At 60.2% G+C, this 25,407-nt stretch carries 25 protein-coding genes; 15 read left to right on the top strand and 10 right to left on the bottom strand.

The genetic code is table 11. The annotated features are described in order from the left end of the window. Positions 1-590: 590 nt before the first annotated feature. Genes pgeF through lgt form a run of 3 tightly spaced genes read right to left on the bottom strand, consistent with a single transcriptional unit; the run spans position 591 to position 3,297 of the window. Complete coding sequence (gene pgeF, locus ACR0AC_RS04060; RefSeq protein WP_170452652.1) at positions 591-1,349, bottom strand: peptidoglycan editing factor PgeF; 759 nt, start codon at positions 1,347-1,349, stop codon at positions 591-593. Beyond that, positions 1,346-2,413 carry an SAM-dependent methyltransferase gene (locus tag ACR0AC_RS04055; RefSeq protein ID WP_170452651.1) on the bottom strand — a complete coding sequence of 356 codons (1,068 nt, stop codon included), beginning with the start codon at positions 2,411-2,413 and terminating at the stop codon, positions 1,346-1,348. Before ACR0AC_RS04055 ends, pgeF begins: the two co-directional genes overlap by 4 nt. Then, complete coding sequence (gene lgt, locus ACR0AC_RS04050; RefSeq protein WP_170622874.1) at positions 2,410-3,297, bottom strand: prolipoprotein diacylglyceryl transferase; 888 nt, start codon at positions 3,295-3,297, stop codon at positions 2,410-2,412. The genes ACR0AC_RS04055 and lgt overlap by 4 nt, the downstream gene beginning before the upstream one ends. Positions 3,298-3,393: 96 nt before the next feature. Between lgt and ACR0AC_RS04045 the strand changes: the two genes are divergently transcribed. The 5 genes from ACR0AC_RS04045 (at position 3,394) to ACR0AC_RS04025 (ending at position 6,588) form a co-directional block, all read left to right on the top strand. Continuing rightward, positions 3,394-3,642 carry an accessory factor UbiK family protein gene (locus ACR0AC_RS04045; RefSeq protein ID WP_050604795.1) on the top strand — a complete coding sequence of 83 codons (249 nt, stop codon included), beginning with the start codon at positions 3,394-3,396 and terminating at the stop codon, positions 3,640-3,642. A 309-nt stretch (positions 3,643-3,951) separates the two neighbouring features. Further along, positions 3,952-4,452, top strand: coding sequence for a YbjN domain-containing protein (locus tag ACR0AC_RS04040; RefSeq protein ID WP_170452647.1), 501 nt, complete (start codon positions 3,952-3,954; stop codon positions 4,450-4,452). A 39-nt stretch (positions 4,453-4,491) separates the two neighbouring features. After that, positions 4,492-5,307, top strand: a complete 816-nt coding sequence (gene proC, locus ACR0AC_RS04035; protein ID WP_170452645.1) for a pyrroline-5-carboxylate reductase — start codon at positions 4,492-4,494, stop codon at positions 5,305-5,307. After that, positions 5,300-5,638, top strand: coding sequence for a tRNA-binding protein (locus tag ACR0AC_RS04030; protein ID WP_480872035.1), 339 nt, complete (start codon positions 5,300-5,302; stop codon positions 5,636-5,638). Before proC ends, ACR0AC_RS04030 begins: the two co-directional genes overlap by 8 nt. After that, positions 5,638-6,588, top strand: coding sequence for a 2-hydroxyacid dehydrogenase (locus ACR0AC_RS04025; protein ID WP_170622876.1), 951 nt, complete (start codon positions 5,638-5,640; stop codon positions 6,586-6,588). The genes ACR0AC_RS04030 and ACR0AC_RS04025 overlap by 1 nt, the downstream gene beginning before the upstream one ends. Here ACR0AC_RS04025 and ACR0AC_RS04020 read toward each other — a convergent pair. Continuing rightward, entirely contained in the window at positions 6,585-7,163 is a 579-nt protein-coding gene (locus tag ACR0AC_RS04020; protein WP_170622878.1) for a thymidine kinase, read from the bottom strand. The two genes, ACR0AC_RS04025 and ACR0AC_RS04020, sit on opposite strands and share 4 nt — an antisense overlap. A gap of 359 nt (positions 7,164-7,522) precedes the next feature. Between ACR0AC_RS04020 and ACR0AC_RS04015 the strand changes: the two genes are divergently transcribed. Continuing rightward, complete coding sequence (locus ACR0AC_RS04015) at positions 7,523-7,984, top strand: hypothetical protein (RefSeq protein ID WP_170452637.1); 462 nt, start codon at positions 7,523-7,525, stop codon at positions 7,982-7,984. Between the two features lie 141 nt (positions 7,985-8,125). Here ACR0AC_RS04015 and ACR0AC_RS04010 read toward each other — a convergent pair whose 3' ends face one another. Then, positions 8,126-9,250, bottom strand: a complete 1,125-nt coding sequence (locus ACR0AC_RS04010; protein ID WP_170452635.1) for a beta-ketoacyl-ACP synthase III — start codon at positions 9,248-9,250, stop codon at positions 8,126-8,128. A gap of 165 nt (positions 9,251-9,415) precedes the next feature. Here ACR0AC_RS04010 and ACR0AC_RS04005 point away from each other — a divergent pair, with 165 nt between their 5' ends. Genes ACR0AC_RS04005 through ACR0AC_RS03995 form a run of 3 tightly spaced genes read left to right on the top strand, consistent with a single transcriptional unit; the run spans position 9,416 to position 13,979 of the window. After that, a complete protein-coding gene (locus tag ACR0AC_RS04005) occupies positions 9,416-9,883 on the top strand; it encodes a MarR family winged helix-turn-helix transcriptional regulator (protein ID WP_480707756.1) in 468 nt (155 codons plus the stop codon). Beyond that, positions 9,880-10,917, top strand: coding sequence for an efflux RND transporter periplasmic adaptor subunit (locus ACR0AC_RS04000; protein ID WP_170452633.1), 1,038 nt, complete (start codon positions 9,880-9,882; stop codon positions 10,915-10,917). Before ACR0AC_RS04005 ends, ACR0AC_RS04000 begins: the two co-directional genes overlap by 4 nt. Positions 10,918-10,928: 11 nt before the next feature. Beyond that, entirely contained in the window at positions 10,929-13,979 is a 3,051-nt protein-coding gene (locus ACR0AC_RS03995; protein ID WP_480872032.1) for an efflux RND transporter permease subunit, read from the top strand. Positions 13,980-14,037: 58 nt separating this feature from the next. Here the strand turns inward: ACR0AC_RS03995 and carB are convergent, their stop codons facing one another. Further along, positions 14,038-17,382 carry a carbamoyl-phosphate synthase large subunit gene (gene carB / locus ACR0AC_RS03990; RefSeq protein ID WP_480872030.1) on the bottom strand — a complete coding sequence of 1,115 codons (3,345 nt, stop codon included), beginning with the start codon at positions 17,380-17,382 and terminating at the stop codon, positions 14,038-14,040. 177 nt (positions 17,383-17,559) lie between these two features. On the opposite strand from carB, the gene ACR0AC_RS03985 reads away from it, so the two are divergent. The 4 genes from ACR0AC_RS03985 (at position 17,560) to aspS (ending at position 21,810) form a co-directional block, all read left to right on the top strand. After that, complete coding sequence (locus tag ACR0AC_RS03985; RefSeq protein ID WP_170453143.1) at positions 17,560-18,687, top strand: aminodeoxychorismate synthase component I; 1,128 nt, start codon at positions 17,560-17,562, stop codon at positions 18,685-18,687. Continuing rightward, entirely contained in the window at positions 18,642-19,289 is a 648-nt protein-coding gene (locus ACR0AC_RS03980; RefSeq protein ID WP_170452619.1) for an aminotransferase class IV family protein, read from the top strand. The genes ACR0AC_RS03985 and ACR0AC_RS03980 overlap by 46 nt, the downstream gene beginning before the upstream one ends. Then, complete coding sequence (locus ACR0AC_RS03975; RefSeq protein ID WP_480872028.1) at positions 19,286-19,957, top strand: CPBP family intramembrane glutamic endopeptidase; 672 nt, start codon at positions 19,286-19,288, stop codon at positions 19,955-19,957. The genes ACR0AC_RS03980 and ACR0AC_RS03975 overlap by 4 nt, the downstream gene beginning before the upstream one ends. A gap of 77 nt (positions 19,958-20,034) precedes the next feature. Next, positions 20,035-21,810 (top strand): aspartate--tRNA ligase, encoded by a 1,776-nt coding sequence (aspS, locus tag ACR0AC_RS03970; protein WP_480872027.1) that lies wholly within the window; start codon positions 20,035-20,037, stop codon positions 21,808-21,810. A 272-nt stretch (positions 21,811-22,082) separates the two neighbouring features. On the opposite strand, the gene ACR0AC_RS03965 is transcribed toward aspS, so the two are convergent. Beyond that, positions 22,083-22,802, bottom strand: a complete 720-nt coding sequence (locus ACR0AC_RS03965; RefSeq protein WP_480872025.1) for a response regulator — start codon at positions 22,800-22,802, stop codon at positions 22,083-22,085. Between the two features lie 135 nt (positions 22,803-22,937). Here ACR0AC_RS03965 and mce point away from each other — a divergent pair, with 135 nt between their 5' ends. Both mce and ACR0AC_RS03955 read left to right on the top strand, forming a co-directional pair. After that, entirely contained in the window at positions 22,938-23,342 is a 405-nt protein-coding gene (gene mce, locus ACR0AC_RS03960) for a methylmalonyl-CoA epimerase (protein WP_480872023.1), read from the top strand. Positions 23,343-23,366: 24 nt separating this feature from the next. Next, positions 23,367-23,639, top strand: a complete 273-nt coding sequence (locus ACR0AC_RS03955) for a DUF1467 family protein (RefSeq protein ID WP_170452611.1) — start codon at positions 23,367-23,369, stop codon at positions 23,637-23,639. 6 nt (positions 23,640-23,645) lie between these two features. Here the strand turns inward: ACR0AC_RS03955 and ACR0AC_RS03950 are convergent, their stop codons facing one another. The 3 genes from ACR0AC_RS03950 to ACR0AC_RS03940 form a co-directional block, all read right to left on the bottom strand. After that, positions 23,646-24,344 (bottom strand): EI24 domain-containing protein, encoded by a 699-nt coding sequence (locus tag ACR0AC_RS03950; protein WP_170453141.1) that lies wholly within the window; start codon positions 24,342-24,344, stop codon positions 23,646-23,648. Continuing rightward, the gene (locus ACR0AC_RS03945) at positions 24,341-24,919 is read right to left on the bottom strand and encodes a nitroreductase family protein (RefSeq protein WP_170452610.1); all 579 of its coding nucleotides are present in this window, start codon (positions 24,917-24,919) and stop codon (positions 24,341-24,343) included. Before ACR0AC_RS03945 ends, ACR0AC_RS03950 begins: the two co-directional genes overlap by 4 nt. Positions 24,920-25,140: 221 nt before the next feature. Beyond that, positions 25,141-25,389 carry a hypothetical protein gene (locus ACR0AC_RS03940; RefSeq protein ID WP_170452608.1) on the bottom strand — a complete coding sequence of 83 codons (249 nt, stop codon included), beginning with the start codon at positions 25,387-25,389 and terminating at the stop codon, positions 25,141-25,143. Between the last annotated feature and the right edge of the window lie 18 nt (positions 25,390-25,407).

Below are 25,407 nucleotides of genomic sequence, written 5' to 3'. Positions count from 1 at the left end.
GCATTCCATTGGTCAACACATTGACCCCCCAGACAAACTCGTACTTTGCAGGCTGAAATTGCCCGCACACACACCCCTGAACCAAAGGCCGCATAGCGTTATGCGACCGAACGCACATCAGGTCGGAGCATCCCTGATACGCGTTTCCCAGAAGGACCGGCAGCTTGGTCCCGAGGGCTTCTTTTTCAGCGACGCGCTGCCAACCGGCGGGCGACCCTGACAGAATTGCTAGAAACTCGTTTCCACGGCATTTCCAGTTTCTGGTCCTGCGCGGCCGCAACAACCGCGCTGAGAAAACGAGACTTCGATTTCATTTCTGATCCTGCTCTGATGCGGGGTCTGACGCCCCTTTTTCCTTTTGTAACCCTTATGTGACGCAGATTTGCGGCAGTGATGTGACGTATCCGGGAAAATATCAGGACAGAAGGTGAAGTTTGACAGTTCCTCCGTGTTGAGGTGCCAGAATTCACATGTCTGAAAGTCAGATAACCATCTGAGTACTGGCAAAAAATTACGCTACGATTCTGCCTTCAGGTAAACACAATGAATGTGGCGGAAAGGTGGCGGAATTGCCTTAATCGAGGCCAATTCTACAATCTGATCGCAGAAATCAGACGTCCGTAATCGGCTTCTTTTGCATGCGTCGCACGGCGGTAGGAATAAAAGCGATCCGGGTCGGAATAGGTGCAGTGACGGGTCCATTCGGCGTGCCCGACACCGGCCTGTCGCAGCCGGTGCAGGCCGAACGCGGGCAGGTCGAACTGCAGCCTGTCTTCGTGACCATTGGCGAAAAACCGGCTGTTTTCGGGGGAATCGGCCAGAAAGTCGTCCAGAAACTCGGGCCCGACTTCATAGGCGCGCTGCGAGATTGACGGCCCGATGACAGCACGGGTGTTTTCGCGTGTCGCGCCGAGTGATTCCATGGCTTCCAGAGTGGCTTCGAGCACACCATCCAGCGCGCCGCGCCACCCGGCATGGGCGGCCCCGATCACATTGGCGTCAGGATCGGCAAACAGCACCGGTTGGCAGTCTGCGGTCAGAATCGTCAGGGCAAGGTTTGGCGTTGCTGTGACGACCGCATCGGCCTTGGGCTTCTCACCTTTTATCGGGGCATCGATGGTCAGAACGGTTGGGGAATGCACCTGATGAACGCCGACCAGTTCGTCGGGCGTCACCTCCATGGCTTCGGCCACACGTCTGCGATTCAGCGCGACCACCTCGGTCTGGTCCGAAGACCCATGGCCGCAATTCAACCCCGAAAAGATCCCGGATGAAGCACCGCCCCGGCGGGTAAAGAAGCCGTGGCGCACGGGGGCGAGCATTTCAGAGGTCAGAATTTCCAGTGTCATGGCTCCAGTCCCGGCGGTGGCGCTGAATGTGATGGATACAGGCCCAGTACTTTGAACAGGTTTCCCATTTCATCGGGATGCGTCAACCGGCGATGTGCAGCAATCACCTGTTCTTGCGTTGAACCGTCCACGGCTTTCGTCAGGGCCTGCGCCCGGGCCGTGATTCCCAAACGTTCGAGGAAGACCCCCTGAGACGTCAGCCGCGTGTGCGCACAACCCGCCGCGCGGGTCGCAATGGCCAGAGGCTCAAAATCGACATGCGTCGTCAGATCGCACTGCCCCGGATCGGCCAGCGGGTCCGACCGTTCATGCGCTTTCAACGCTTGCAACGTGTCGCCCAGTGAATGCCAGTCGCCATAATCAATGATCAGCGCAGCCCCGCCATGGGTTGCAATACGACTGGCGAGGACTGTCATGATCGGGATTGCAGCAGCGCAGAGTTCGACAAGATCGCCGTCTTCGGTGTCTGCCAGCCTGTCCTTTAACGCGACCTGAGGCGCATTCGGGCCCAGACCAAAGGCAAGCGCGCCGTCCGCCTCTCCGATCAGCCGTTCGCGCCAGCCGTCGCCGTCACGGATGAACTGACGAACGGGAAGGGCGTCGAAAAACTCGTTGGCGATCAGGAATAAGGGCTGTTCAGGCAGGTCGGCGGTGTTTTCAATCCATTCGGGCGTGTACTGGTTCAGCATTTCGGCCTGAACCAGCCGCAATGCAGGCGATGCCTCTAGCAGACATATCTTAGCCGCTGCATGGAATCCGGGGACTTGCCGCGTGGCGCGCAGCGCATCGGCCATCAGCGTGCCGCGTCCGGGGCCAAGTTCGGCAAGGGTAAAAGGCACGGGGCGTCCCTGATCGATCCAGCATTGGGCCAGCGACAACCCGATCAGTTCGCCAAACATCTGGCTGATCTCGGGGGCGGTGATGAAATCCCCTTGCGCCCCAAGCGGGTCGCGGGTGCTGTAATAGCCCAGCTTGGGATGCAACAGGCAGTCGGTCATATATTCAGCCGTACTGATCGGGCCATCCTGACGGATGCGCGCGATCAGGTGGTCCGACAAGTTCATGCCGCGCGCCGGGCGCGCAGGATGAACCAAAGGCCCAGCGCGATCATGGGCAGGCACAGCAACTGCCCCATAGTCAGGCCATAGCCGCCGACATGCCAGGCCAGCCCCAGCGGATTGCCGGGCGAGACGAACTGTGCATCCGGTTGCCGAAAGAACTCAACGATAAAGCGAGAGGCGCCGTACCCGGCCAGAAACACCCCCATGATCCGGCCCGGTGCGTGAAAGGCCCCGCTACGGTAGACCAGCCACAGCAAGACCGCGCCCAGCAAAACGCCCTCAAGCGCGGCCTCATAAAGCTGCGAGGGGTGGCGGGCGCACATTCCCGCGGCAACGCCGGGGCAATCCTGCGCGGCCATGCCGGGGAAGATCACGGCCCATGGCAGCTCACTGGGTCGGCCCCAAAGCTCGGCATTGACGAAATTGGCCAGCCGCCCCAGCAGCAGGCCGGGCGGAACCGTGTAGGCGACCAGATCGCCCAGCGACAGGATCGGGATTTTGTGACGCCGACCGTATAGATAAGACGCAAGGATGACGCCCAGCAAACCGCCATGGAAGGCCATTCCGCCTTGCCAGACCTTCAGAATCTCGGTCGGGTGCGACAGGTAGTAAGCCGGTTGATAAAACAGCACAAACCCAAGCCGACCGCCAAGGATGACACCGACAATGATCCATGTCAGCAGGTCGTCCAGCTGTTCGGGCTTCATCGGCGGCGTGTCATTGGGCCACAGCGCAGGGCGGCGCAGCGCGACAATGGCCAGCCGCCAGGCAATCAGAATACCCGCGATATAGGCCAGCGCGTACCATCTTAAGGCGAACTCTATCCCGAAGAGTGAGATCGAGAACAATTCGGGTGACAGATCGGGGAAATTCAGAACAGCCTGCATGTGCGTCTCATTGCCCGGGGTTTACGGGGCAAGTCAACCTTGAGCCTGCGCCAATCATTCCCCATATAGGGAAAAGCCCGCAATCGGAGAATAACCATGCAGACCCGCAACAAGATCCTCGACGATGTATCCCAGCTGATGACCAACGCCATGGGTGTGGCGCAGGGCGCGCGCGAAGAGGCCGAGAATGCGATGAAGTCCATGATCGACCGCTGGCTGGCCGACCGCGACTTTGTTACCCGTGAAGAATTTGATGCCGTGCGCGCCATGGCCCAGAAAGCCCGGGAAGAGAACGCAGCACTTGAGGCGCGCATCGCCGCGCTTGAGGCGAAACTGGACAAGTAACGTCCAAATCGGAGTTTTCAGACAAAGCAAACGCCGCGCAATCCATGTCCGGATTGGGCGGTGGTGTGTATGTTGCCGTCTTGCAGGAATTAATCAAGACAAAGCTGGCGCTAGTGCCAATATTTTGTTCGCCGTTGCTGACCGTCCACAACTTATTGCTGTTATCCCCAAGAAATAGGGTTGCCAGATTCCATCCAGCGGCGCACCATATTTAGTACAGGCCCATGGGGGAAGCCCGGCTTGTAGAGCAGGCAACTAGCGCTGGGGCGCTGCCAGCCCCGAAATGCTAGAGATTAGTGAGGTGGCATTATGGCCCTTTCTGAGCAGTTTCTCGAAGAAGACCTTCATCCGATCGATATTGTTGAACATCTGGCCGAACATCACGACTGGGATTTTGACCGCATCGGCGACGATCAGATCGCCATGGCTGTTGAGGGGCAGTGGCGGACGTATTCCATTACTCTGGCGTGGTCCAACTATGATGAAACGCTGCGCATGGTCTGCTCGTTCGAGATGGAGCCACCGTCCGAGCGTGAGAGCGAGCTTTATGAGTTGCTGAACAGGATGAACGATCAGTGCTGGGCGGGGGCGTTCACATATTGGGCGAACCAGAAGCTGATGGTTTATCGCTACGGATTGGTGCTGGCCGGTGGCCAGATGGCAAGCCCGGATCAGATCGATACCATGATCACCGCCGCCGTCATGAGCGCCGAACGCTACTACCCGGCGATCCAGCTGGTGACATGGGGCAATCGCGACCCGGAAGATGCGATGCAGGTTGCCATTGCAGAGGCTTACGGCCGGGCGTAAAGCTTTGCCCCGAACCGTTACGTCAGGGAAGGGGCAATCATGGACATGTCGCGCGTGGCCGAACACGGCCTGGTGCTGTTGGGATGCGGAAAGATGGGGTCCGCGATGTTGGCGGGTTGGCTGGAACACGGCCTGCCCGCCTCATCCGTTTGGGTGATCGATCCGTACCCGTCAGAATGGCTGAAGGCGCAGGGCGTCCATATCAATACCACATTGCCGGAAGCACCCGCCGTGGTTCTGGTGGCCGTCAAGCCGCAGATGATGGGCGACGCGCTGCCAGCCATACAGGCGCTGGGCGGGGGCGGCAGCCTGTTCGTGTCTGTCGCGGCAGGTACATCGATTGCCACGTTCGAGGATGTGCTGGGTGCAGGCACCCCGATTGTGCGGGCGATGCCAAACACGCCTGCCGCGATCCGTCAGGGTATTACGGCGATGATCGGTAACACCCATGCATCCGAAGATGATCTGGCGCTGGCAGAAAACCTGCTCTCGGCCATCGGTGAGACTGTGCGCCTGTCGGCCGAAGCGCAGATTGATGCGGTGACCGGCGTCAGCGGCTCGGGCCCGGCTTATGTCTTCCACCTGATCGAAACGCTGGCCGCCGCGGGTCAGGCGCAGGGCCTGCCGCATGATCTGGCAATGAAACTGGCCAAATCCACCGTGGCCGGGGCAGGGGCCTTGGCGATGGCGGCGGAAGAGGACCCCTCGCAACTGAGGGTCAATGTGACATCGCCCAACGGCACCACGCAGGCCGCGCTTGAGGTTCTGATGCACGAGAAGGAAGGGTTCCCCGATCTGCTGCAACGCGCGGTCAAAGCCGCGACCGACCGATCCAAGGAACTGTCCGGTGAGTGAGATTTCCTTCGGCGACTTCATGAAAGTCGATATCCGCGTTGGCGAGGTCATCCGGGCCGAGCCCTACCCCGAAGCCCGCAAGCCCGCGATCAAGATGTGGATCGATTTCGGCGATGAGATTGGCGAGCGTAAGACCTCGGCCCAGATCACTGCGCATTACGATCCGGCAACTCTGGTCGGCAAGCAGGTCATGGCTGTGGTCAACTTCCCTCCGCGCCAGATTGGCAAGTTCATGTCCGAGGTGCTGGTCTTGGGCCTGCCCGACGAAAACGGCGAGATCGTTTTGATCGGGCCAGACGGAAAGGTTCCGCTGGGCGGGCGGATGCACTGATGAAACTGTGGATCACCCGCCCCATGACGCCAGCGGTCGAAGCGCGGGCAAAAGCTGAGTTTGAGGTCGACATCCGCAGTTCCACCTCGCCACTGTCACAGGATGAGATGAGGCGAGCGCTAGAGCAGTACGACGTGGTCGTGCCAACTTTGGGCGACCAATTCTCTGCCGCCGTGTTTGCGGATGTGCCTGCGCTTCGCTGCAAGCTACTGGCCAATTTCGGTGTGGGCTACAACCATATCGACGTCGAAGCGGCGAACGCGGCGGGGGTCACGGTCACGAACACGCCGGGCGCCGTCACCGATGCCACCGCAGACATCGCGATGACTCTGCTGCTGTCCACCGCACGCCGCGCGGGTGAAGGGGAACGTCTGGTCCGGTCCGACGCGTGGCAGGGCTGGCATCCCACTCAGATGCTGGGGCATCACGTCACCGGCAAGCGCGTCGGTATCGTGGGTATGGGGCGCATCGGTCAGGCCATTGCCCGACGGTGTCATTTCGGGTTCGCGATGCAGATTGCCTACCAGTCCCGCAGCGCCAAACAGTTGGAGTTCGATGCAGAATACTTTGCGGATTTGCCTGCGCTGGCCGCGTCGGTCGATTTTCTGGTTCTGGCCGTGCCAGGTGGGGCCGAAACCCGCCATCTGATCAACGCGACGGTGCTCGAGACCATGAACCCGGCAGCCATTCTGGTGAACATCGCGCGCGGAGAGGTGGTGGACGAAGCCGCCCTGATCGCTGCCCTTCAGGCGGGTCAGATCGCCGGGGCGGGGCTGGACGTCTACGAATTCGAACCTGCGGTCCCTCAGGCCTTGCGCGATATGGAGAACGTCACCCTGTTGCCCCATCTGGGCACTGCGACCGAAGAGGTTCGGACCAACATGGGGCACATGGCGCTGGATAACGTGGCGGCGTTTGTTGCGGGCCGGGACCTGCCCAATCGCGTCTAGTCGCCGACGGCTTCGCGCCAGTGTTTGCGGCAGAGTGAAACATAGGTCTCGTTCCCGCCGATCTGAACTTGTGCGCCTTCGGTGATGGCCCTGCCGTTCTCATCCTGACGAATCACCATCGTGGCTTTGCGCCCGCATTTGCAGATGGTGCGGACTTCGCGCATCTCATCGGCCAGCGCCAGCAAAGCGGCGGATCCGGGGAACAGTTTGCCCTGAAAATCCACCCGAAGCCCGTAGGCCAGAACCGGGACGCGCAGGTCGTCAACGGCGCGCGCCAATTGCCAGACCTGATCGTCCGACAGAAACTGCGCCTCATCGACAAAAACGCAGGCGACAGAGCCTTGTTTCAGCCGCGTATCGATCATGGAAAACACATCTGTATCAGGCCGGAACGTGTCGGCCTGTTCGGAAATGCCGATACGTGACGCGATGCGACCTGTTCCCGCGCGCCCGTCAACAGCGGCAGTCATCAGGTAGGTGTCCATGCCGCGCTCGCGATAATTGTGCGAGGCCTGCAGCAACACGGTCGATTTGCCCGCGTTCATAGTAGAGTAGTTGAAATACAGCTTTGCCATGCGCCGGGTCTAAAACGCATCCGCCAAACGGACAAGGGTTCAAAATGCCTGAAAAGAATCGACGTCGCCATTGCAGTTGCGAAGGCCGAGCACATGCTCTTTGGGGATGGAACCACCACTCTCACAACAGCGACGCCGTCGGCCAACATGCGGCCTTAACGGTGTGAGGCTAAACAATCCTGCCCCACGATCACTCATTACCGGCAGGAACTGCCGCCACTCACTCACAAAATCCCTCGCATATCTGAGGGATAGCCAATGTATGACATTTCAATTATGACTCTGTTATGGGAAATTTCCCGAGGCTTTCCCCCAACAACAGGGGTGGAACAGCGCGTGCAGGTAACAAAGGTAAAACAATGGCAGAGATCGGGGCTTATCTGAAGAAACACACCGAGGCGCTTGTCAAAGACGTCGGGATCGAAGCGGCGTGCGAGATTACGGGTAAATCAAAGGCGACTCTGGGCCGGTATTATTCTGACAATGCGGAACATGCCGACAGGTTCATGCCAGTTGACGCTGTGGCCCGGCTAGAGAATGCGGCGGCCTATCCGCATGTGACCTCGGCTTTGGCCGATCTCAAGAACATCACCCTGTCCTATGACGGGCGCAACACAGACAAGCCACGAACCGGCGGCGTGAATTCGGATGTCATTGCCCTGAGCCAGCGCTTTGCGATGCTGATGACAGAATATCAGGCCGCGATTGAAGACGGCATCATCACGGTGAACGAAGCCAAGCGTTTGCTGAAAGAGACCAGCCTGCTGCAACAGGTTCTGATCGAGATGAAACTGCATCTCGAGGAAGAAAGCGTCAGCTAAGGCTCAACCAATCGGGCGTTCATCTGCGCCTTGTCTCGCGCGCTTGCCGTTGGCCAAGTTGACCTGAGGATGCGCAGCGATCCTTTGGCGTCAGCGCATCATCCCGGAGTGCAAAAGGCACACGGCGCGCTGTCAGGCCAATCAAACGTGCCGCTTCACGATCACCGATCCGACCGAATAGCCAGCCCCGAAGGAACAGATCAGCCCGACGTCTCCGTCCTGCAAGTCATCCGAATACTTGGAGAACGCGATGATCGATCCGGCGGATGAGGTGTTGGCATAGTCCTGCAGGATGTTCGGCTGCTCACCGGCTTCCGGCTCGCGGCCCAGCACTTTCTTGCCAATGAAATCATTCATCGTCTTGTTGGCCTGATGCAGCCAAAGGCGTTTCAGGTCATCGCTGCTGACGCCCTCGGCGTCCATGTGGTCGCCGATATGCTTGCTGACCATCGGCAGCACTTCTTTGAACACTTTCCGACCGTTCTGCATGAACTGCATATCGCGACGGTCCACCATGCCTGCCGGGCGCGACCGGCGCAGGAAGCCGTTATTGTTGCGGATATTGTTCGAGAAGGCGGTGGCGCAACGGGTCGACAGGACCTCGAAATGCGGGCCTTGGGCGTCTTCGATCCGTTCGATCAGCGTGGCGGTGGCAACGTCGCCGAAGATAAAGTGGCAATCGCGGTCGCGCCATTCCAAATGGCCCGAGCAGATCTCGGGGTTGACCACCAGCGCCGCCCGGACCGAGCCGGACCGCACCATGTCCGCCGCCGCCTGAATGCCGAAAGTGGCCGAGGAACAGGCCACATTCATGTCAAACCCGAACCCGTCAATGCCCAGGGCCTGCTGAATCTCGATCGCAATCGCCGGATAGGCGCGTTCGTGGTTCGACGCGGCACAGATGACCAGATCCACATCCGCGGCCGTACGACCGGCCTGCGCCAGCGCCTTGTTGCAGGCGTCCACTGCCATCTCGGTCATGATCCCCGGCTCGTCATCGCTGCGCTGACGCAGGGCAGGGAACATCATGTCCGGATCCAGAACGCCGGTCTTGTCCATCACATAGCGGTTTTGAATGCCCGAGGCCTTGACGATGAACTCTTCCGAGGAATGCTGCATCGGTTCCATCTGACCGGCGGCGATGGCCTCGGCGTTTTCGGCATTCTGCTTATCGGCATAGGCGTTGAATGCTTCCACAAGCTCAGCGTTTGTGATGACGTTTTCTGGCGTGAAAACACCGGTACCGGTGATGGCGGGCGTATACATGACGGGTCCTGAAGGTTTCGAATCCGCCTAAAATGCAGTCACAGCGGCATTTGATCAAGAGTTGTTAACCTAAGGGAATACACTCGGAGGGGTCGATTTCAACTTCATATCTTGAATAGTTCAAATTTTGAAGTATATGGCCAGAAATCACGCAGGAGACGCACCGTGCAGGACGACATTAGCACAAGGTTGGGCCGCCTTAGCCCCGAGATACAGGCGATCATGGGCGTCTATGCGCTGTACTGGAAACTCGAAGAAGTCTTCGATTCGATGGAGACCGATCTGAGCCATCCGGAATGCCATATGCTGATCAAACTGGATCGGCCCAAGCGCATGGGGGTGCTGGCCACGGACATGCTGACCGTTCCCTCGACCATTACGGCGACGGCGGACGGTCTGGAAAAGGCGGGGTATCTGACACGCGAACGTGACCCGCAGGATCGGCGGGCCTGGTTGCTGGTGCTGACCCAACAGGGCGAAGATGCCCGCAATATGCTTGTGGCCGAAGCGGGGGCGCTGTTTCATCGCGCGTCTGGCCTGAACGAAGAAGAAACCGCTCAATTCGCGCATCTGGCGTGTAAGATACGTGACACCATTCTGAAAACGGGAATTCCCGAGGGATTGAAGAAATGAAACTGCTGACTTCTCTGGGCCTTGCTTTGGCTGTTCTGGCATCGCCGATGGCCGCGCAAGAGGTTGCAAAACCGGTCAAACTGATGCTTGTGCAGGAAACCACGCCGGGGTTTTCGCGCCAGTTCTTTGGCCGTGTGGCGGCGCGACAGACAGTTGATCTGGCGTTTCAGGTGTCAGGCCAGATTATCGAAATGCCTGTCACCGAGGGCTTCGTTATTCCCAAAGGCGGGCTGATCGCCCAGCTTGATTCCGAGCCGTTCCAGCTGCGCCTGGACCGGGCGCGCCTGCAAAAGGAACAGGCAGACCGGACCGAGGCCCGATTGTCGCGCCTGCGGGGAACCACGGCAAGCCAGGTCGCCGTGGATGACGCCGAGACCGAGGCGCAACTGGCCGCAATCGCCGTACGCGATGCGGAATACGAACTGGAACACGCCACGCTGACCGCCCCGTTCGATGCGCTGGTCTCCAGCCGTACGGTCGAGGCGTTTACGACCGTCTCTGCAGGCACACCAATCGTGCGCATCCACGATATGTCCGAGTTGCGGATCGAAGTGGATGTTCCTGAAATTTTGTTCCAACGCACCGGCCAGCAGGACGACATCACGATCACTGCCAAGTTTCCCGCCAGTGACGAGGTCTTTCCGCTGGAAATCCGCGAATTCGATGCTGAAACCTCCAGCGTGGGTCAGACCTTCCGCATCCAGTTCGGCCTGACCCCGCCAGAAGGGCTGCAGATTCTGCCCGGATCATCCGTCACCGTGAATGTACAGGTTCAGGACCAGCGCGTTGGCATCATCGTACCCACCACCGCCATCGTCGCAGACGCGGGCGGAGAGTTGGGCGTCATGGTCTATTCACCGGTTGGTGCAGAAGAGGGCACCGTTCGCCGCGTCCCCGTGACCATCGAGCCGACCCAGTTGGGTGGTGTTCGGGTGTTGACCGGCCTGTCTGGCGGGGAAGAGATTGTTGTCGCAGGTGGCGCCGCCTTGGCCGACGGTCAAACCGTGCGCCGGTTTTCCGGCTTTGGGAACTGAGGGGCTGAGATATGAACATCGCGCGCGCCTCGATCGACAGGCCACTATATACGTGGTTGATCATCCTGATTGCCCTGTTTGGCGGTATCTGGGGCTTTCTGTCTCTGGGTCGTCTCGAAGACCCGGCATTCACCATCAAGAACGCCGTCATCATCACCCAATATCCCGGCGCAACAGCTGAACAAGTGGCGCTTGAGGTCTCGGAACCGCTTGAATCCGCCATCCAGCAAATGGGCGAGGTGGACACGATCACCTCGGTCAACCAACCCGGTCGGTCGCTGATCGAGGTCGAGATCAAGTCCACCTATGACGGTGACGAACTGCCCGCCATCTGGACCCGTTTGCGCGCCCAGATCCGCGATGCGGCGCGCGGCCTGCCCTCGGGCGTCGGCCAGCCTTACGTGAATGACGGCTTCGGTGACGTCTTTGGCCTGTTCTACGCGGTGACGGCCGAGGGTTATTCGGACGCGGAAAAACACGAACTGGCTACGTTTCTTCGGCGTGAGCTGCTGACCGTCAGCGGCGTCGCCGATGTCGAGGTTCAGGGCCTGCCGCAAGAGGCGATCTTTATCGAGCCCGACCTTGCCATCTCGGTGAATCAGAACGTGCCGATTCAGGCAATTAACGAGGCGATCTCGAACGCGGATTCGGTGAATTCATCCGGCTCGCTGCGGTCTGCTGATGATCGAACCACAATCCTGACCGCCGAAGGTTCGGACAGTGTGTCCGCCATTGCCGGGCTTTCGGTCGGCTCTCAGGGGCAGGTGATCAACCTGTTCGATATGTCCAACGTCTACCGCGCGCGCCAGACCGACCCGGACATCATGATCCGCTTTGACGGGGTCGAGGCGTTCACCCTGGGCATCGCCGGATTGTCGAGCGAGAACATTGTCGAAGTCGGCAAGCGCGTGGATGCCAAGTTTGACGAGTTGGACACCGCGATCCCCTTTGGCGTCGAAATCCTGCCGATCTACCAGCAGCATGTGGTGGTCGAACAAGCCTCGACCGACTTTCTGGTGAACCTCGCCATGTCCGTGGCCATCGTGGTCGCGGTTCTGGGCCTTTTCATGGGCTGGCGTGCGGCGGTTGTCGTGGGTTCGACGCTGCTGTTGACGGTGGTCGGAACGCTGCTGTTCATGGCGATGTTTTCGATTGAGATGGAGCGGATTTCGCTTGGTGCACTGATCATCGCCATGGGGATGCTGGTCGATAATGCCATCGTCGTGGCCGAGGGGATGCAGATCGCCATGCTGTGCGGCAAATCCTCGCGCGATGCGGCGGAAGATGTGGCTTCGAAAACGCAAATTCCCCTGCTGGGGGCCACGGTGATCGGTATCATGGCTTTTGCGGGCATCGGTCTCAGCCCCGATGCAACCGGTGAGTTTTTGTTCTCGCTGTTCGCGGTGATCGGCATCTCGCTGCTGCTGAGTTGGGTGTTGGCCATCACGGTCACGCCGATGCTGGGGCACTACTTCTTCAAACAGGGCAAGGAAGGCGAAGTGGACGCCTATAGCGGCATTCTGTTCCGCATCTACGGCTCGGTTCTGCGCGGCGCGCTGCGGTTTCGCTGGCTGGTGGTTGTGGGGCTGGCTGCGGTTACGGTGGTTTGCTACGCGGGCTTCGGGCTGATGAAGCAGCAGTTCTTCCCGGACTCGAACACGCCCCTGTTCTTTGTGCATTACAAGCTGCCGCAGGGCACCACCATCGCCCGCACCGCCCAAGATATGGCCGTGTTTGAGGAGTGGCTGAATGACCGTGACGACGTTGTGTCGGTCACCACCTTCGTGGGGCAGGGCGCCACCCGTTTCATGCTGACCTATGCCGCCGAAGATCCGAACCCCAGCTACGGCCATATGATCATCCGCACCGAAACGCTGGACGATATCCCTGCTTTGCAGGCGGATCTTGAGGCGTTTGGCTCGGTGCAGTTTCCCGAAAGCGAGTTTCGCACCAGGCGGCTGGTCTTTGGCCCCGGCGGCGGCGATCCGATCCAGGCGCGGTTCTCGGGCAGCGATCCGGAAGTTCTGCGGCGACTGGCGGATGAAGCGGTGCAGCGCATGGCCGCCGCCTCGCCCAACGCGCTGCATGTCCATCACGACTGGCGTGAAAAGGAACTGGCGGTGCAGCCGATCTATGCGACCGAACGCGCCCAGACCGCTGGCGTGTCCCGCGAAGATATTGCTGCCACGCTGCAATTCTCGACCGATGGGATCACCGGCGGGGTCCTGCGCGAGCGTGACCGCCTGATCCCGATCATCCTGCGCCGCCCGGCGGACGGGGATTATTCAATCGTCGATCAGGTCGTCTATTCGGATCAATCGCAACGTTTCGTGCCCATCGAACAGATGGTGGACGGGTTTGAATACCAGGCCCTGAACACGCTGGTCCACCGGCGCGACCGGGTTCTGACCATCACGGTCGGAGCCGACATCCCGGCGGGCTTTACCGCCGCTCAGGTCCATACCGAGGTGCGCGCCGCGATTGAGGCAATCGATCTGCCGCCCGGCTACAAGATGGAGTGGGGGGGCGAGTTCGAAAACTCGCGCGACGCGCAGGAAAGTCTGGGCAGGCAATTGCCGCTAAGCTTACTGATCATGGTGCTGATCTCGGTCCTGCTGTTCAATGCGATCCGTCAGCCGATCATCATCTGGCTGCTGGTGCCGATGTCGGTCAACGGTGTGGTGATTGGCCTGCTGGGAACCGGCTTGCCGTTCACCTTCACCGCCCTGCTGGGCCTGCTGAGCCTGTCGGGGATGTTGATCAAGAACGGCATAGTTCTAGTCGAGGAAATCGATCTGGTCCGGGCCACCGGTAAACCCCTGCAAGAGTCGATCATCGAAGCCTCGGTCTCGCGTCTGCGCCCGGTCATGCTGGCCGCGATCACCACGATCCTTGGGATGGCCCCGCTGCTGACAGACGCGTTCTTCGTCTCGATGGCCGTGACGATCATGGGCGGTCTGGCCTTTGCCACAGTCCTGACCATGGTCGCCGCGCCAGTGTTCTACCTGCTGTTCTTCAGGCGGGAGGAGGCAAGGCAAATGGCCGCGCAATCCGCTGTTTAATTGAAAAACCCCCGGTCACGGACCGGGGGTTTTGCTTTGTTCCCTTTGGGGTGAAGGATCACCCCTGCAGCGACATCACCTCAACATCCCCTTCGGCCTGCGCCTTGATGGCCAGCGCGGCGGCGTGGCTGGCGGCGGCGGTGGTGAAGTAGGGGATCTTGTCATAGAGCGCGATGGAGCGGATGACCTTGCTGTCTTCGACCGCCTGCGCGCCTTCGGTGGTGTTCATCACCAGCTGCACCTGACCGTCTTTCAGCATGTCGGCCACATCCGGGCGGCCTTCGTAGACCTTGTTGACCAGATCGCAGGCAACGCCTTGTTCGGCCAGCCAGCTTTGTGTGCCACGGGTTGCCACAAGGACAAAGCCCTGCGCGGCCAGAACCTGTGCGGCCTCAAGCATCGCGGGGGTCTTGTCGGCATCTTTGATCGAGATGAACGCACGACCCGAGGACGGCAGGACCATACCCGCGCCCATCTGCGCCTTGAGGAAGGCGCGCGGGAAGTCGCGGTCCCAGCCCATGACCTCGCCGGTCGAACGCATTTCCGGGCCCAGGATCGTGTCGACGCCGGGGAAGCGGGCAAAGGGCAGGACCGCCTCTTTCACCGAGAACCACGGCATGTTCGGGTCGGCCAGCGTCATCTGGTCGGCAATTTTTGTATCCTGACCTTCCTGATAGGGCGGGCGCATCGGGAAGTTCGACAGCTTCTCACCCGCCATGACACGCGCGGCGATGGAGGCAATCGCGCTGTCGGTCGCTTTGGCCACGAAGGGCACGGTGCGGCTGGCGCGCGGGTTCACCTCGATCAGGTAGATCTCATCATCCTTGATGGCGAACTGTACGTTCATCAGGCCGACGACGTTCAGCGCCTTTGCAAGTTTGAACGCCTGATCCTTGATTTGTTCGAGGATCTCATCCGACAGCGAATAGGGCGGCAGCGAACAGGCCGAGTCGCCCGAATGCACACCTGCCTCTTCGATATGCTGCATGATGCCTGCGACGTGAACATCGGTGCCGTCGCACAGCGCATCCACATCCAGTTCCACTGCGCCTGCCAGATAACTGTCCAGCAGAACGGGGCTGTCGCCCGAGACCACCACGGCCTCGTTGATATATCGCCGCAGCTGATCCATATCGCGCACGATCTCCATCGCCCGGCCACCCAGAACGTAAGAGGGGCGGATCACCAGCGGGAAGCCGATCTCGTCGGCAATCTCCAACGCTTGCGCGTCGGTCGAGGCGATGCCGTTTTTGGGCTGTTTCAGACCCAGATCATTGACCAGCGCCTGGAACCGCTCACGGTCTTCGGCCAGGTCGATGGCGTCGGGCGTGGTGCCGAGGATCGGGATGCCTTCGGCCTCCAGCGCGTTGGCCAGTTTCAGTGGGGTTTGACCGCCGAACTGCACGATCACACCATGCAGCGTGCCGTTTTCCTGCTCTTTCGTCAGGATTTCCATGACGTGCTCAAAGGTCAGCGGCTCGAAATACAGCCGGTCCGAGGTGTCATAGTCGGTCGAGACTGTCTCGGGGTTGCAGTTGACCATGATAGTCTCATACCCCGCCTCGGTCAGTGCGAAGCAGGCGTGACAGCAGCAATAGTCGAACTCGATCCCCTGACCGATCCGGTTCGGACCACCGCCAAGGATGACGACCTTTTTGCGGTCGCTCGGACGCGCTTCGCATTCGACCTCGCCCATCATCGGGGCCTCGTAGGTCGAGTACATATAGGGTGTCTGCGCCTCGAACTCGGCGGCGCAGGTGTCGATGCGTTTGAAGACAGCATTGACGCCCAGATTGCGGCGGGCGCGGCGGACGTTGTCTTCGTCGCGGCCGGTCAGATTGCCCAGACGCGCATCGGTGAAGCCCAGCATTTTCAGCTTGCGGATACCATCCTCGGTCATGGGCAGGCCGTCTTTGCGGACCTGACGTTCAGCGTCGATGATCTCGCGGATGCGGGCCAGGAACCACGGGTCGAACTTGGTGACACCAAAGATTTCGTCGTCGGTCAGGCCGTGGCGCATGGCTTGCGCGATGGTGCGCAGGCGATCGGGCGTCTGCTTGCTGATCGCCTTGATCACGGCGGCCTTGTCGGTGGCCTCGTCCCAGACACCGACATTCAGGCCGGGGATTTCGACCTCGTCAAAACCGGTCAGCCCGGATTCCATCGAAGCCAGCGCCTTTTGCATCGATTCGTGGATGGTGCGGCCGATGGACATGGCTTCACCCACCGACTTCATCGCGGTGGTCAGGTAAGGTTCCGAGCCCGGGAATTTCTCGAACGCGAATTTCGGGATCTTGGTGACGACGTAGTCGATGGTCGGCTCGAACGAGGCGGGCGTGACCTTGGTGATGTCGTTGTCCAGCTCGTCCAGCGTGTAGCCCACTGCCAGCTTGGCCGCGATCTTGGCAATCGGGAAACCGGTCGCCTTGGACGCCAGCGCCGAAGAGCGCGACACGCGGGGGTTCATCTCGATCACAACCATGCGACCATCGACCGGGTTGATCGCCCATTGCACGTTCGAGCCGCCAGTTTCCACGCCGATCTCGCGCAGCACGGCAATCGAGTGATTGCGCATGATCTGGTATTCTTTGTCGGTCAGCGTCAGGGCTGGGGCCACGGTGATCGAGTCGCCCGTATGTACGCCCATTGGATCGACGTTTTCGATGGAACAGACGATGATGGCGTTGTCGGCAGTGTCGCGCACCACCTCCATCTCGTATTCTTTCCAGCCCAGCAGGCTTTCGTCGATCAGGATCTGACCCACGGGGCTGGCATCCATGCCCGAGCGGCAAATATGGATATAATCCTCGCGGTTATAGGCCACGCCGCCGCCGGTGCCGCCAAGTGTAAAGGCAGGGCGGATGATCGCGGGCAGACCCACCGTTTTCAGGGTTTCCAGCGCCAAGGCGACACCGGCATCCAGGTCTTTCTTGCCGTCTTCGTCCTTGGGGGCGGTCACGATCTCGGCCTTGGGGTTTTCGATGCCCAGCCGGTCCATCGCCTCGCGGAACAGGGCGCGGTCCTCGGCCATTTCGATGGCGTCGCGCTTGGCGCCGATCATCTCGACGCCGAACTTCTCAAGCACGCCCATCTCTTCCAGCGCCAGCGAGGTGTTCAGGCCGGTCTGTCCGCCCATCGTGGGCAGCAGCGCGTCGGGGCGTTCTTTCTCGATGATCTTGGCGACAACCTCGGGCGTGATCGGCTCGATATAGGTGGCATCCGCCAGACCGGGGTCGGTCATGATCGTCGCGGGGTTCGAGTTCACCAGAATGACCCGATAACCTTCCTCGCGCAGCGCCTTGCAGGCCTGAGCGCCGGAATAGTCGAACTCACACGCCTGCCCGATGACAATGGGGCCCGCCCCGATGATCATGATCGACTGGATGTCGGTTCTTCTCGGCATGGCCTTGTTCCTTCGATTGTCCGCGAGTCAGGGCACCGCCCCAGCGCCCAAATTGTCCTGCGTTATAGGGACCGCGCGAAAAGGTGCAAGAGGTATCGGAAACAGGTGCGAAATTGCCGCTTTCCCCTCTTTCCCTTGGCGGCGTATTCTCTATATCGCGCAGCACGGGTTATGAGGATGCACTTGCGTATTCGTTTCGATCAGGGGCCAGCCGGTCCGGGAACCCGGTTCGACCGGCCATCCCACATCATCCGCGCGGACACGGCGGACGAGGTGCCCCAGGCGCTGGCGGCATTGGATGAGGCGCGCGCGGCGGGTGGCTGGCTGGCGGGGTACGCCTGTTACGAGCTTGGTTATGCATTGGAGCCGCGCCTGTTGTCCCGTCTGCCGGGCGACCGGACACTGCCGTTGCTGTGTTTCGGGGTCTATGACCAACCGGATCATAGCGATCTGCCCAAAGCGTCGGGCGGCATTGCCCAGTTCCAGCCGCGCTGGGATGAGACCCGATACAGTCGGGCGTTTCAGGCCGTGCATGATGCCATCGGGGCCGGGGACATTTATCAGGCCAATCTGACCTTCCCAATCGATCTAAAGGTCGAAGGGGACAGCGTGGCGCTTTACGCGGCCCTGACCTCCGGTCAACCCGTGGGCCACGGCGCTTTGATCCAGCAAGAGGGGTTGCCCGATTTGCTCAGCCGCTCGCCCGAGCTGTTCTTCCGCACGGATGAATCCGGGCGCATCGAGACCCGACCGATGAAGGGCACCCAGCCCCGCAGTGAGGATATGGCCGAGGATGCCCGCCGCCGAAACTTCCTGTCCAGCGACGAAAAGAACCGGGCCGAGAATCTGATGATCGTCGATCTGCTGCGCAACGATATCAGCCGCGTGGCCTTGCCCGGATCGGTTCATGTGCCCGAACTGTTCAAGGTCGAAACCTATGCCACCGTGCATCAGATGGTGTCGCTGGTGCGGGCGCAGTTGCAGATCGGGGCCGGGTTGTCCGATATCCTGACCGCTTTGTTCCCCTGCGGGTCCATCACCGGCGCACCCAAGATCCGCGCGATGGAGATCCTGTCCGACCTCGAACCCTGGCCCCGCGACATCTATTGCGGCACGATCGGCTGGGCTGCGCCGGACGGGCGGTCCGAGTTCAACGTTGCCATCCGCACGCTGATGGTGGACGGTGCCGCTGCAACGCTGAATGTCGGCGGTGGGGTGGTCTGGGACAGCACGGCCCCGTCTGAATACGAGGAAGCCCTATGGAAAGCCCGCTTTGCCCACCAGTTGAGCCTGATTTCCGCCTGATTGAAACGCTGGGCTTCAGGCCCGGGCAGGGGTTTGTCCGACAGGACCGGCATCTGAACCGAATGGCGCGCACTGCCAAGACCTTGGACCTGCCCTTCGACCGATCTGCCGCTGTGGCGATGTTGTCCGAAGGGGCCAGTGAGGCCCCCTTGCGCTGTCGTCTGACCATGGATGTTGCGGGTCAGTTCGAATTGACCAGTGCGGCACTGGCCGACAGCCCGCCGATCTGGCGGTTGGGGGTGTCGGAGACCCGGTTAACCTCTGACGACATATGGCTGCGCCACAAAACCACCCGGCGTGATCTCTATGACACCGCCCGCGCTGCGATGCCTAAGGGTGTCGATGAATTATTGTTCCTGAACGAACGGGATGAGCTGTGCGAGGGCTCCATCACCAACCTGTTTATCGAAACGCGCGAAGGGCAACGGCTGACTCCGCCCCTGTCCAGCGGGCTTTTGCCGGGTATCCTGCGCGAAGAATTGCTGGAACAAGAAGAGTTTGCCGAGGCGGCTCTGACCTTGAATGATCTGAAAGAGGCCCAATCTGTTTTCATGGGAAATTCGTTACGCGGCCTGATACCGGTGGAGTTGGTGAACCTGTGAGCAAAGACAGCACGATGGTCGCCCCGCCGGTGGCGGCAGCGCGATTACGGATTGAGTTTGGCCTGTTTTTCATCATTGCCCCGCTGGTGATCGCGGTGCTTTTTCCGCCCAACTGGATGTTCCCGGCGCTGTTTGCCTTTACCGGTTTGGGCATCGTTCTGCTGCACGCAACGCCCGGCTTTCAGTGGGCGGAACTGCGATACGAATGGGCAAACTGGTCATTTTGTGAACTGGCGGTAATCACACTGGTGACCACTGCATTCTGTACCGTGCTGATCTACCTGACCCGGCCAGATGCGGCCTTTTTTCTGCTGAGAAACCGACCCGAGATGCTGGCCTTCATCTGGATCGGCTATCCGCTTCTGTCCGCCCTGCCGCAAGAGCTATTATTCCGCCCGCTGTTTTTCCGCCGCTACCACGCCATCCTGCCGGACGGGCGCAGGGCCGACCTGCTGAACGCGGCCATCTTCGCCTTCGCGCATCTGATGTATTGGAGCTGGATTGTCGCCATCATGACCTTTGTTGGCGGGTTGCTGTTCAGCTGGGCCTATCGCAAGCGCGGCTCGTTCTTTTACGCCGTTCTGCTGCACGCGATTGCGGGGAACATCATCTTTGCCGTGGGGCTGGGTGTTTATTTCTATTCAGGCAATGTGCAAAGGCCGTTTTGACGGCGCGACCTGCCTTGACTTTCCGGGCCTGACAGGGTGTATCGGCGCGACGAATTCTGCGCCCGAAGGGATATTCCATGCACGCCTATCGCAGCCACACCTGCGCCGCTCTGACCGCCGCCAATGTCGGTGAAACCGTTCGCCTGTCCGGTTGGGTGCATCGGGTCCGAGATCACGGCGGCGTGCTGTTCATCGATCTGCGCGACCATTTCGGAGTAACACAGGTATTGTGCGACGGCGACAGCGCGGCCTTTGCCGAGCTCGAGAAGGTGCGTTCGGAATGGTGCATCCGCATCGACGGAACCGTCAAAGCGCGTGACGCGGATCTCGTGAACCCGAAGTTGCCGACCGGTGAGATCGAGGTTTACGTGCGTGAATTGGAAGTGCTGGGTGCCGCCGACGAACTGCCGCTGATGGTGTTCGGCGATCAGGAATACCCCGAGGAAACCCGCCTGCGCTATCGCTATCTGGACCTGCGCCGTGAGGCGATGCAGCGCAACATGACGCTGCGCTCGGACGTTGTGGCCTCGATGCGCAAGCGCATGTGGGATCAGGGCTTTCGCGAGTATCAGACGCCGATCATCACGGCATCCTCGCCCGAAGGCGCGCGTGACTTTCTGGTGCCCTCGCGCCTGCATCCGGGCAAGTTCTACGCCCTGCCGCAGGCCCCGCAGCAGTTCAAGCAGCTGATCATGGTGTCGGGCTTTGACAAGTACTTCCAGATCGCGCCCTGCTTCCGCGACGAAGACCCGCGCGCCGACCGCTCGCCCACCGATTTCTACCAGCTTGACCTTGAGATGTCGTTTGTCGAGCAGCAGGACGTGTTCGACACCATCCAGCCCGTTCTGACCGGCGTGTTCGAAGAGTTCGGAGGTGGCCGGAAGGTTGACCAAGAGTGGCCGCAGATTTCCTACAAGGACGCGGCCTTGTGGTATGGCACCGACAAGCCCGACCTGCGCAATCCTATCAAAATGCAAGTGGTCTCCGACCACTTCCGCGATAGTGGCTTTGCGATTTTCGCGAAGCTGTTGGAGCAGGACGGCACCGAAATCCGCGCCATCCCTGCGCCGACCGGCGGCAGCCGCAAGTTCTGCGACCGCATGAATGCATTCGCCCAGAAAGAGGGTCTGCCCGGCATGGGCTATATCTTCTGGCGCGATCAGGGGCAGGGGATGGAGGCAGCCGGTCCGCTGGCCAAAAACATCGGCCCCGAACGCACCGAGGCAATCCGGCAGCAACTGGGTCTGGGTGTCGGTGATGCGGCGTTCTTCCTGGGCGGAAAGCCGAAAGCCTTTGAAAAGGTCGCAGGCAAGGCCCGCGATGTGATTGGCGAAGACCTTGGCCTCACCGAAAAAGACCGCTTTGCCTTTGCCTGGATCGTGGATTTCCCGATCTATGAACAGGACGAGGAAACCGGCGCGATCGATTTCGAACACAACCCGTTTTCGATGCCGCAGGGCGGTATGGAGGCGCTGCAGGGCAATCCGCTGGACGTGCGCGGCTATCAGTACGATCTGGCCTGTAACGGGTACGAGCTGGTCTCGGGCGCGATCCGGAACCACAAGCCGGAAATCATGCTGAAAGCCTTCGAACTGGCTGGCTACGGCGCGGATGAGGTCAAATCGCGCTTTGGCGCCCTGTTCAACGCGTTCCACTACGGCGCGCCGCCGCACGGGGGCTGTGCTGCGGGCATCGACCGGATCGTGATGCTGTTGGCGGACGAGGCCAATATCCGCGAAGTCATGATGTTCCCGATGAACCAGCGCGCCGAAGACCTGATGATGGACGCGCCCTCTGATCCGACCTCGGATCAGTTGATGGAACTGGGTCTGCGGATCATCCCGCAGGATTAAGCCCGTCGGTCGCGGCTTGCCGTTTGTCTGGTGATGAGCGCACGTATTGCGCGGCGCAAACCGTATGACGACTGAACCGTCCGCTACGCGCGGGCGGTTTGCGTTTGTCACCTGTGTCTAAGGCAGACCGGCAAACGCAACGTCAAGGGATTCAATCAATCCCTTTGCCCAGCTTCTGCCGGTTCACGCGAATGGATCGGGCGCTCTGCCGGGTTTGCCGGTACATCCACCCGAACACCAGGGATGCGGTGATGAAATAGGCGGTGGCCATGTCAGATCGCCTCCCGCTGTTCCAGCCGGTTTTGAACTAGCCCGGCAACCTGCGCGGCCTGAGCGGTGATCGGACTGCCTTGCGCCCGGGAGAGTGATAGTTTCCGCGCCGCATCCGCCAACACCGTATCGTTGGCCTCACGCGCAACGCCGTGAAGAAACTGGGCAGCATAATCCAGCATGCGCGGATCGGTCGGCCCTGCCAGAACGTCCGCGATATGGGCCATGTCGTCCTGATAGGCCAGTAGATCGGGGTGAATGACTTCGTCCCGAACGGCGTGCAACCCGCTGGGCCGACGGTCCTCGGGGAGTCGTTCCATAATGGCTTTTTGAAAATAAGACATGGATTTTAGGGGTTTGGGCAAAAAACCGTCAGCCCCGGCCCCAAAGGCCGCAGACTCGGTGCATGTATCACCGGACATCGCCAGAATGACACTGATCCGGGGCGAGGCCTGGGTCAGCTCAGCAATCAGATCGGCCCCGGACCCGTCCGGCAGACCCATATCCACAAGAATGACCGAGGGGCGATAGATCTGAAGGTGACGCCGCGCGGATTTCAGGCAATCGGCACGTCGGATCCTTGCCCCGCTGTGCAGGCACATCAGGCGGATCGCGTCGCAGGCATAGCGGCTGTCCTCGACAACCAGAATGGTCTGTCCCAGCAAAGGCCGCGTCGCTGTGGGCGTAGCGATAGTTGTGGCGAAAGGAACCGAATCGTCCATGTCAGATCTCCTATCCAGCAGATGCCTCACGCTAGGAACTTCTGGCTAACACAGGGTTAACGGGCGATTTGGCGCACTTGTCCTTTGCCGGAACTGCCCCCATAACCCACTCAACGTAGGACAGAGGAGTTTACTATGATCGGACGACTAAACCACGTCGCCATCGCCGTTCCGGATCTTAAGGCCGCATCCGAGCAGTATCGCAGCGCGCTGGGCGCCAAAGTGGGCGCGCCGCAGGACGAACCGGATCATGGTGTGACGGTGGTGTTCATCGAACTGCCCAACACGAAGATCGAGCTTCTGTACCCGCTGGGCGATGACAGCCCGATCAATGGCTTTCTTGAGAAAAACCCGGCCGGTGGCATCCACCATGTGTGCTATGAAGTCGAAGACATCATCGCGGCCCGCGACCACCTGAAGGAAAGTGGTGCACGTGTGCTGGGTAGCGGAGAACCCAAGATCGGCGCGCATGGCAAGCCCGTTCTGTTCCTGCACCCCAAGGATTTCAACGGCTGCCTCGTCGAACTGGAACAGGTGTAACGCCACAAGCTCGGAGGGCCCGAAATGACCATCACTGCCGCATTGGTGCTGTTTGCAGTCATCTGGTTTCTGACCCTGCTGATCGTTCTGCCCATTCGCATCAAGACGCAGGGCGATCTGGGCGAGATCGTTCCGGGCACCCATGCGGGTGCGCCGGAGGTGCATCACATGAAGAAGAAGATGTGGATCACCACGGGCATTTCGATCGTTTTATGGGCCATCATCGCCGGGATTATCCTGTCCGGGGTGATCTCGGTTCGGGATTTCGACTGGTTGAACCAGCTTGAGCCGCGCTGAGCCGTGTCAGGCCGCGCGGCCTGACACATTGTGATAGATATGGGTGAAGGTGGCGACACCGATAATCGGGATCACCAGATTTACCAGCGGAACTGAAAGCGGGATCGCCATCAGCGTCCCGGCAAGCCAGATAGTTGCCGTGTGTTTCGCACGCAGCTGGCGCGCACGCTCACGCCCCAACCTGCGCATCGCGGCCAGCGTGAAATATTCCCGGCCCAGCAGAAACCCGTTCATGCCCCAGAATATAAACAGAGCAAGGGGCGTGAAGATCGCATACAGGATCAGCGCCAGCAGGTTTGCCACGATCAGAACGCCCATAAAGCTGAGACCATCCTGAATGGACTCGCCAAGCGGGATTTTTGGGGCCGGGGGCAGGTGCGCGTAGTTTTTGTCTTCGACCGCCTGCGCGACCTCTTCCAAAAAGATCGACGTGATGGCCGAGGCGACGGGCACCATCAGGAACACCGGCAACACCAGAACCAGCAGGATGCCGGAATAGTTCAGCACATCGTTCAGCCACGACACGGTGCCAACAAAGGGCAGTGAAATCTCGTCACCGGACAGCGCATTGATGAACCAGATCGCGGCAGCACAGGCGAGGATCAGCAACAGGATCGTCAGACCTATGCCGCGAAACAGGACTGAGCGGAACTTGGGGTCTCCGATCTGACCAAGGGCCGCGAAGAACGCGTTCAGGATGATCATTCCGTGAGCCATTCAGTCAGGGCGGCAACGTCCGGCCGGGGGCGTTCTGGCGGGGCGGTCCCTTCGGTTGCGATATGGATCACGCCGGCCAGTCGTTCGTTTTCGGCCAACCCAAAAGCGGATTTGCAGAAATCCCGGTCATGCGATTGCCAGCCAGACAGCCAGTTCGCGCCCCATCCGGCGGCGAGGGCCGCGTTCAGCAGGGCCAGACAGACGGCACCGGCAGAGTAGGTTTGTTCAATCGCCGGGATCTTTTCCGACGGTTTCTGAACCTCGATCACGGCCACAGCCAGATGTCCCATGTCGAACTGGCTGCGGGCCTTGGCAATGTCTTCCGGCGATTTGTTCAGCGCCTTGCCACAGACTTCGGTCAGGTCAGCAAGACGCGCCATCGCGCCCTTTTCGATCACGATAAACCGCCAGGGTTCCAGTTTGCCATGATCCGGGCTGCGGGCGGCGGCGGTCAGCAAAGGCAAAAGCTCGTCCCGTGTCGGGGCCGGAGCAATCAGTGTTTTGGCCGGTCTGGACCGGCGCGACTGTAAAAACTCCAGGGCGGCAGGGTTTTTCAGGGACATATGTTAACTTCCTTTACATCGGCCATCTGTATCTTGGGCGGTACGGCTGGCGATTCAAGGGCGGGCCGTTGGATTTTTGGGGATCATTTTCATTCCGGCACGCCGGGTGCAAGCGCAATGACACTGGATGGGGGGCTTGGCGACTTACGAAAATTCAATAAACCATTGGTCACGGATTTTAGACTCCGCGTCGCTTGGCCAGAACCGCCACAGCTCGAACCCTACGAGCCCTGATCCTGCGTTTCGCGAATCTGATAGACACCTTCTGGCAAATCCAGCGCCGCAGCCAGATCGCGGACCTGTTCGGGCGACAGGGTGATCTTCTGGATCTGATCCGTGCGGGGGTCCATTTGTTCCAGCGTCACGCATTCGGCGAAGCTGTTGATCACCACATCCTCTTGCAAAGGCTTGGGGCCTTCATCCACGAGGGTAATGACTGTCGAGTCGAATTCATGCTCAATCGAAAACATGGGGCCAGAGTGCAGGCC

The sequence above is a fragment of the Ruegeria sp. H7 genome, assembly GCF_056532945.1.
The sequence above is the reverse complement of the archived record's forward strand: the minus strand, read 5'-3'. Positions and strand labels throughout refer to the sequence as shown.

Coding starts and splice junctions, on each gene's coding strand:
- ACR0AC_RS04040 (WP_170452647.1), top strand. CDS start 3,952: ATGGCCCTTTCTGAGCAGTTTCTCGAAGAAGACCTTCATCCGATCGAT.
- ACR0AC_RS04025 (WP_170622876.1), top strand. CDS start 5,638: ATGAAACTGTGGATCACCCGCCCCATGACGCCAGCGGTCGAAGCGCGG.
- ACR0AC_RS04055 (WP_170452651.1), bottom strand. CDS start 2,413: ATGAACTTGTCGGACCACCTGATCGCGCGCATCCGTCAGGATGGCCCG.
- lgt (WP_170622874.1), bottom strand. CDS start 3,297: ATGCAGGCTGTTCTGAATTTCCCCGATCTGTCACCCGAATTGTTCTCG.
- ACR0AC_RS03980 (WP_170452619.1), top strand. CDS start 18,642: ATGGAAAGCCCGCTTTGCCCACCAGTTGAGCCTGATTTCCGCCTGATT.
- ACR0AC_RS03985 (WP_170453143.1), top strand. CDS start 17,560: ATGCACTTGCGTATTCGTTTCGATCAGGGGCCAGCCGGTCCGGGAACC.
- ACR0AC_RS04020 (WP_170622878.1), bottom strand. CDS start 7,163: ATGGCAAAGCTGTATTTCAACTACTCTACTATGAACGCGGGCAAATCG.
- ACR0AC_RS03940 (WP_170452608.1), bottom strand. CDS start 25,389: ATGTTTTCGATTGAGCATGAATTCGACTCGACAGTCATTACCCTCGTG.
- proC (WP_170452645.1), top strand. CDS start 4,492: ATGGACATGTCGCGCGTGGCCGAACACGGCCTGGTGCTGTTGGGATGC.
- ACR0AC_RS03945 (WP_170452610.1), bottom strand. CDS start 24,919: ATGTCCCTGAAAAACCCTGCCGCCCTGGAGTTTTTACAGTCGCGCCGG.
- ACR0AC_RS04010 (WP_170452635.1), bottom strand. CDS start 9,250: ATGTATACGCCCGCCATCACCGGTACCGGTGTTTTCACGCCAGAAAAC.
- ACR0AC_RS03965 (WP_480872025.1), bottom strand. CDS start 22,802: ATGGACGATTCGGTTCCTTTCGCCACAACTATCGCTACGCCCACAGCG.
- ACR0AC_RS04000 (WP_170452633.1), top strand. CDS start 9,880: ATGAAACTGCTGACTTCTCTGGGCCTTGCTTTGGCTGTTCTGGCATCG.
- ACR0AC_RS03950 (WP_170453141.1), bottom strand. CDS start 24,344: ATGATCATCCTGAACGCGTTCTTCGCGGCCCTTGGTCAGATCGGAGAC.
- ACR0AC_RS04045 (WP_050604795.1), top strand. CDS start 3,394: ATGCAGACCCGCAACAAGATCCTCGACGATGTATCCCAGCTGATGACC.
- aspS (WP_480872027.1), top strand. CDS start 20,035: ATGCACGCCTATCGCAGCCACACCTGCGCCGCTCTGACCGCCGCCAAT.
- ACR0AC_RS04015 (WP_170452637.1), top strand. CDS start 7,523: ATGGCAGAGATCGGGGCTTATCTGAAGAAACACACCGAGGCGCTTGTC.
- ACR0AC_RS03955 (WP_170452611.1), top strand. CDS start 23,367: ATGACCATCACTGCCGCATTGGTGCTGTTTGCAGTCATCTGGTTTCTG.
- carB (WP_480872030.1), bottom strand. CDS start 17,382: ATGCCGAGAAGAACCGACATCCAGTCGATCATGATCATCGGGGCGGGC.
- mce (WP_480872023.1), top strand. CDS start 22,938: ATGATCGGACGACTAAACCACGTCGCCATCGCCGTTCCGGATCTTAAG.
- pgeF (WP_170452652.1), bottom strand. CDS start 1,349: ATGACACTGGAAATTCTGACCTCTGAAATGCTCGCCCCCGTGCGCCAC.
- ACR0AC_RS03995 (WP_480872032.1), top strand. CDS start 10,929: ATGAACATCGCGCGCGCCTCGATCGACAGGCCACTATATACGTGGTTG.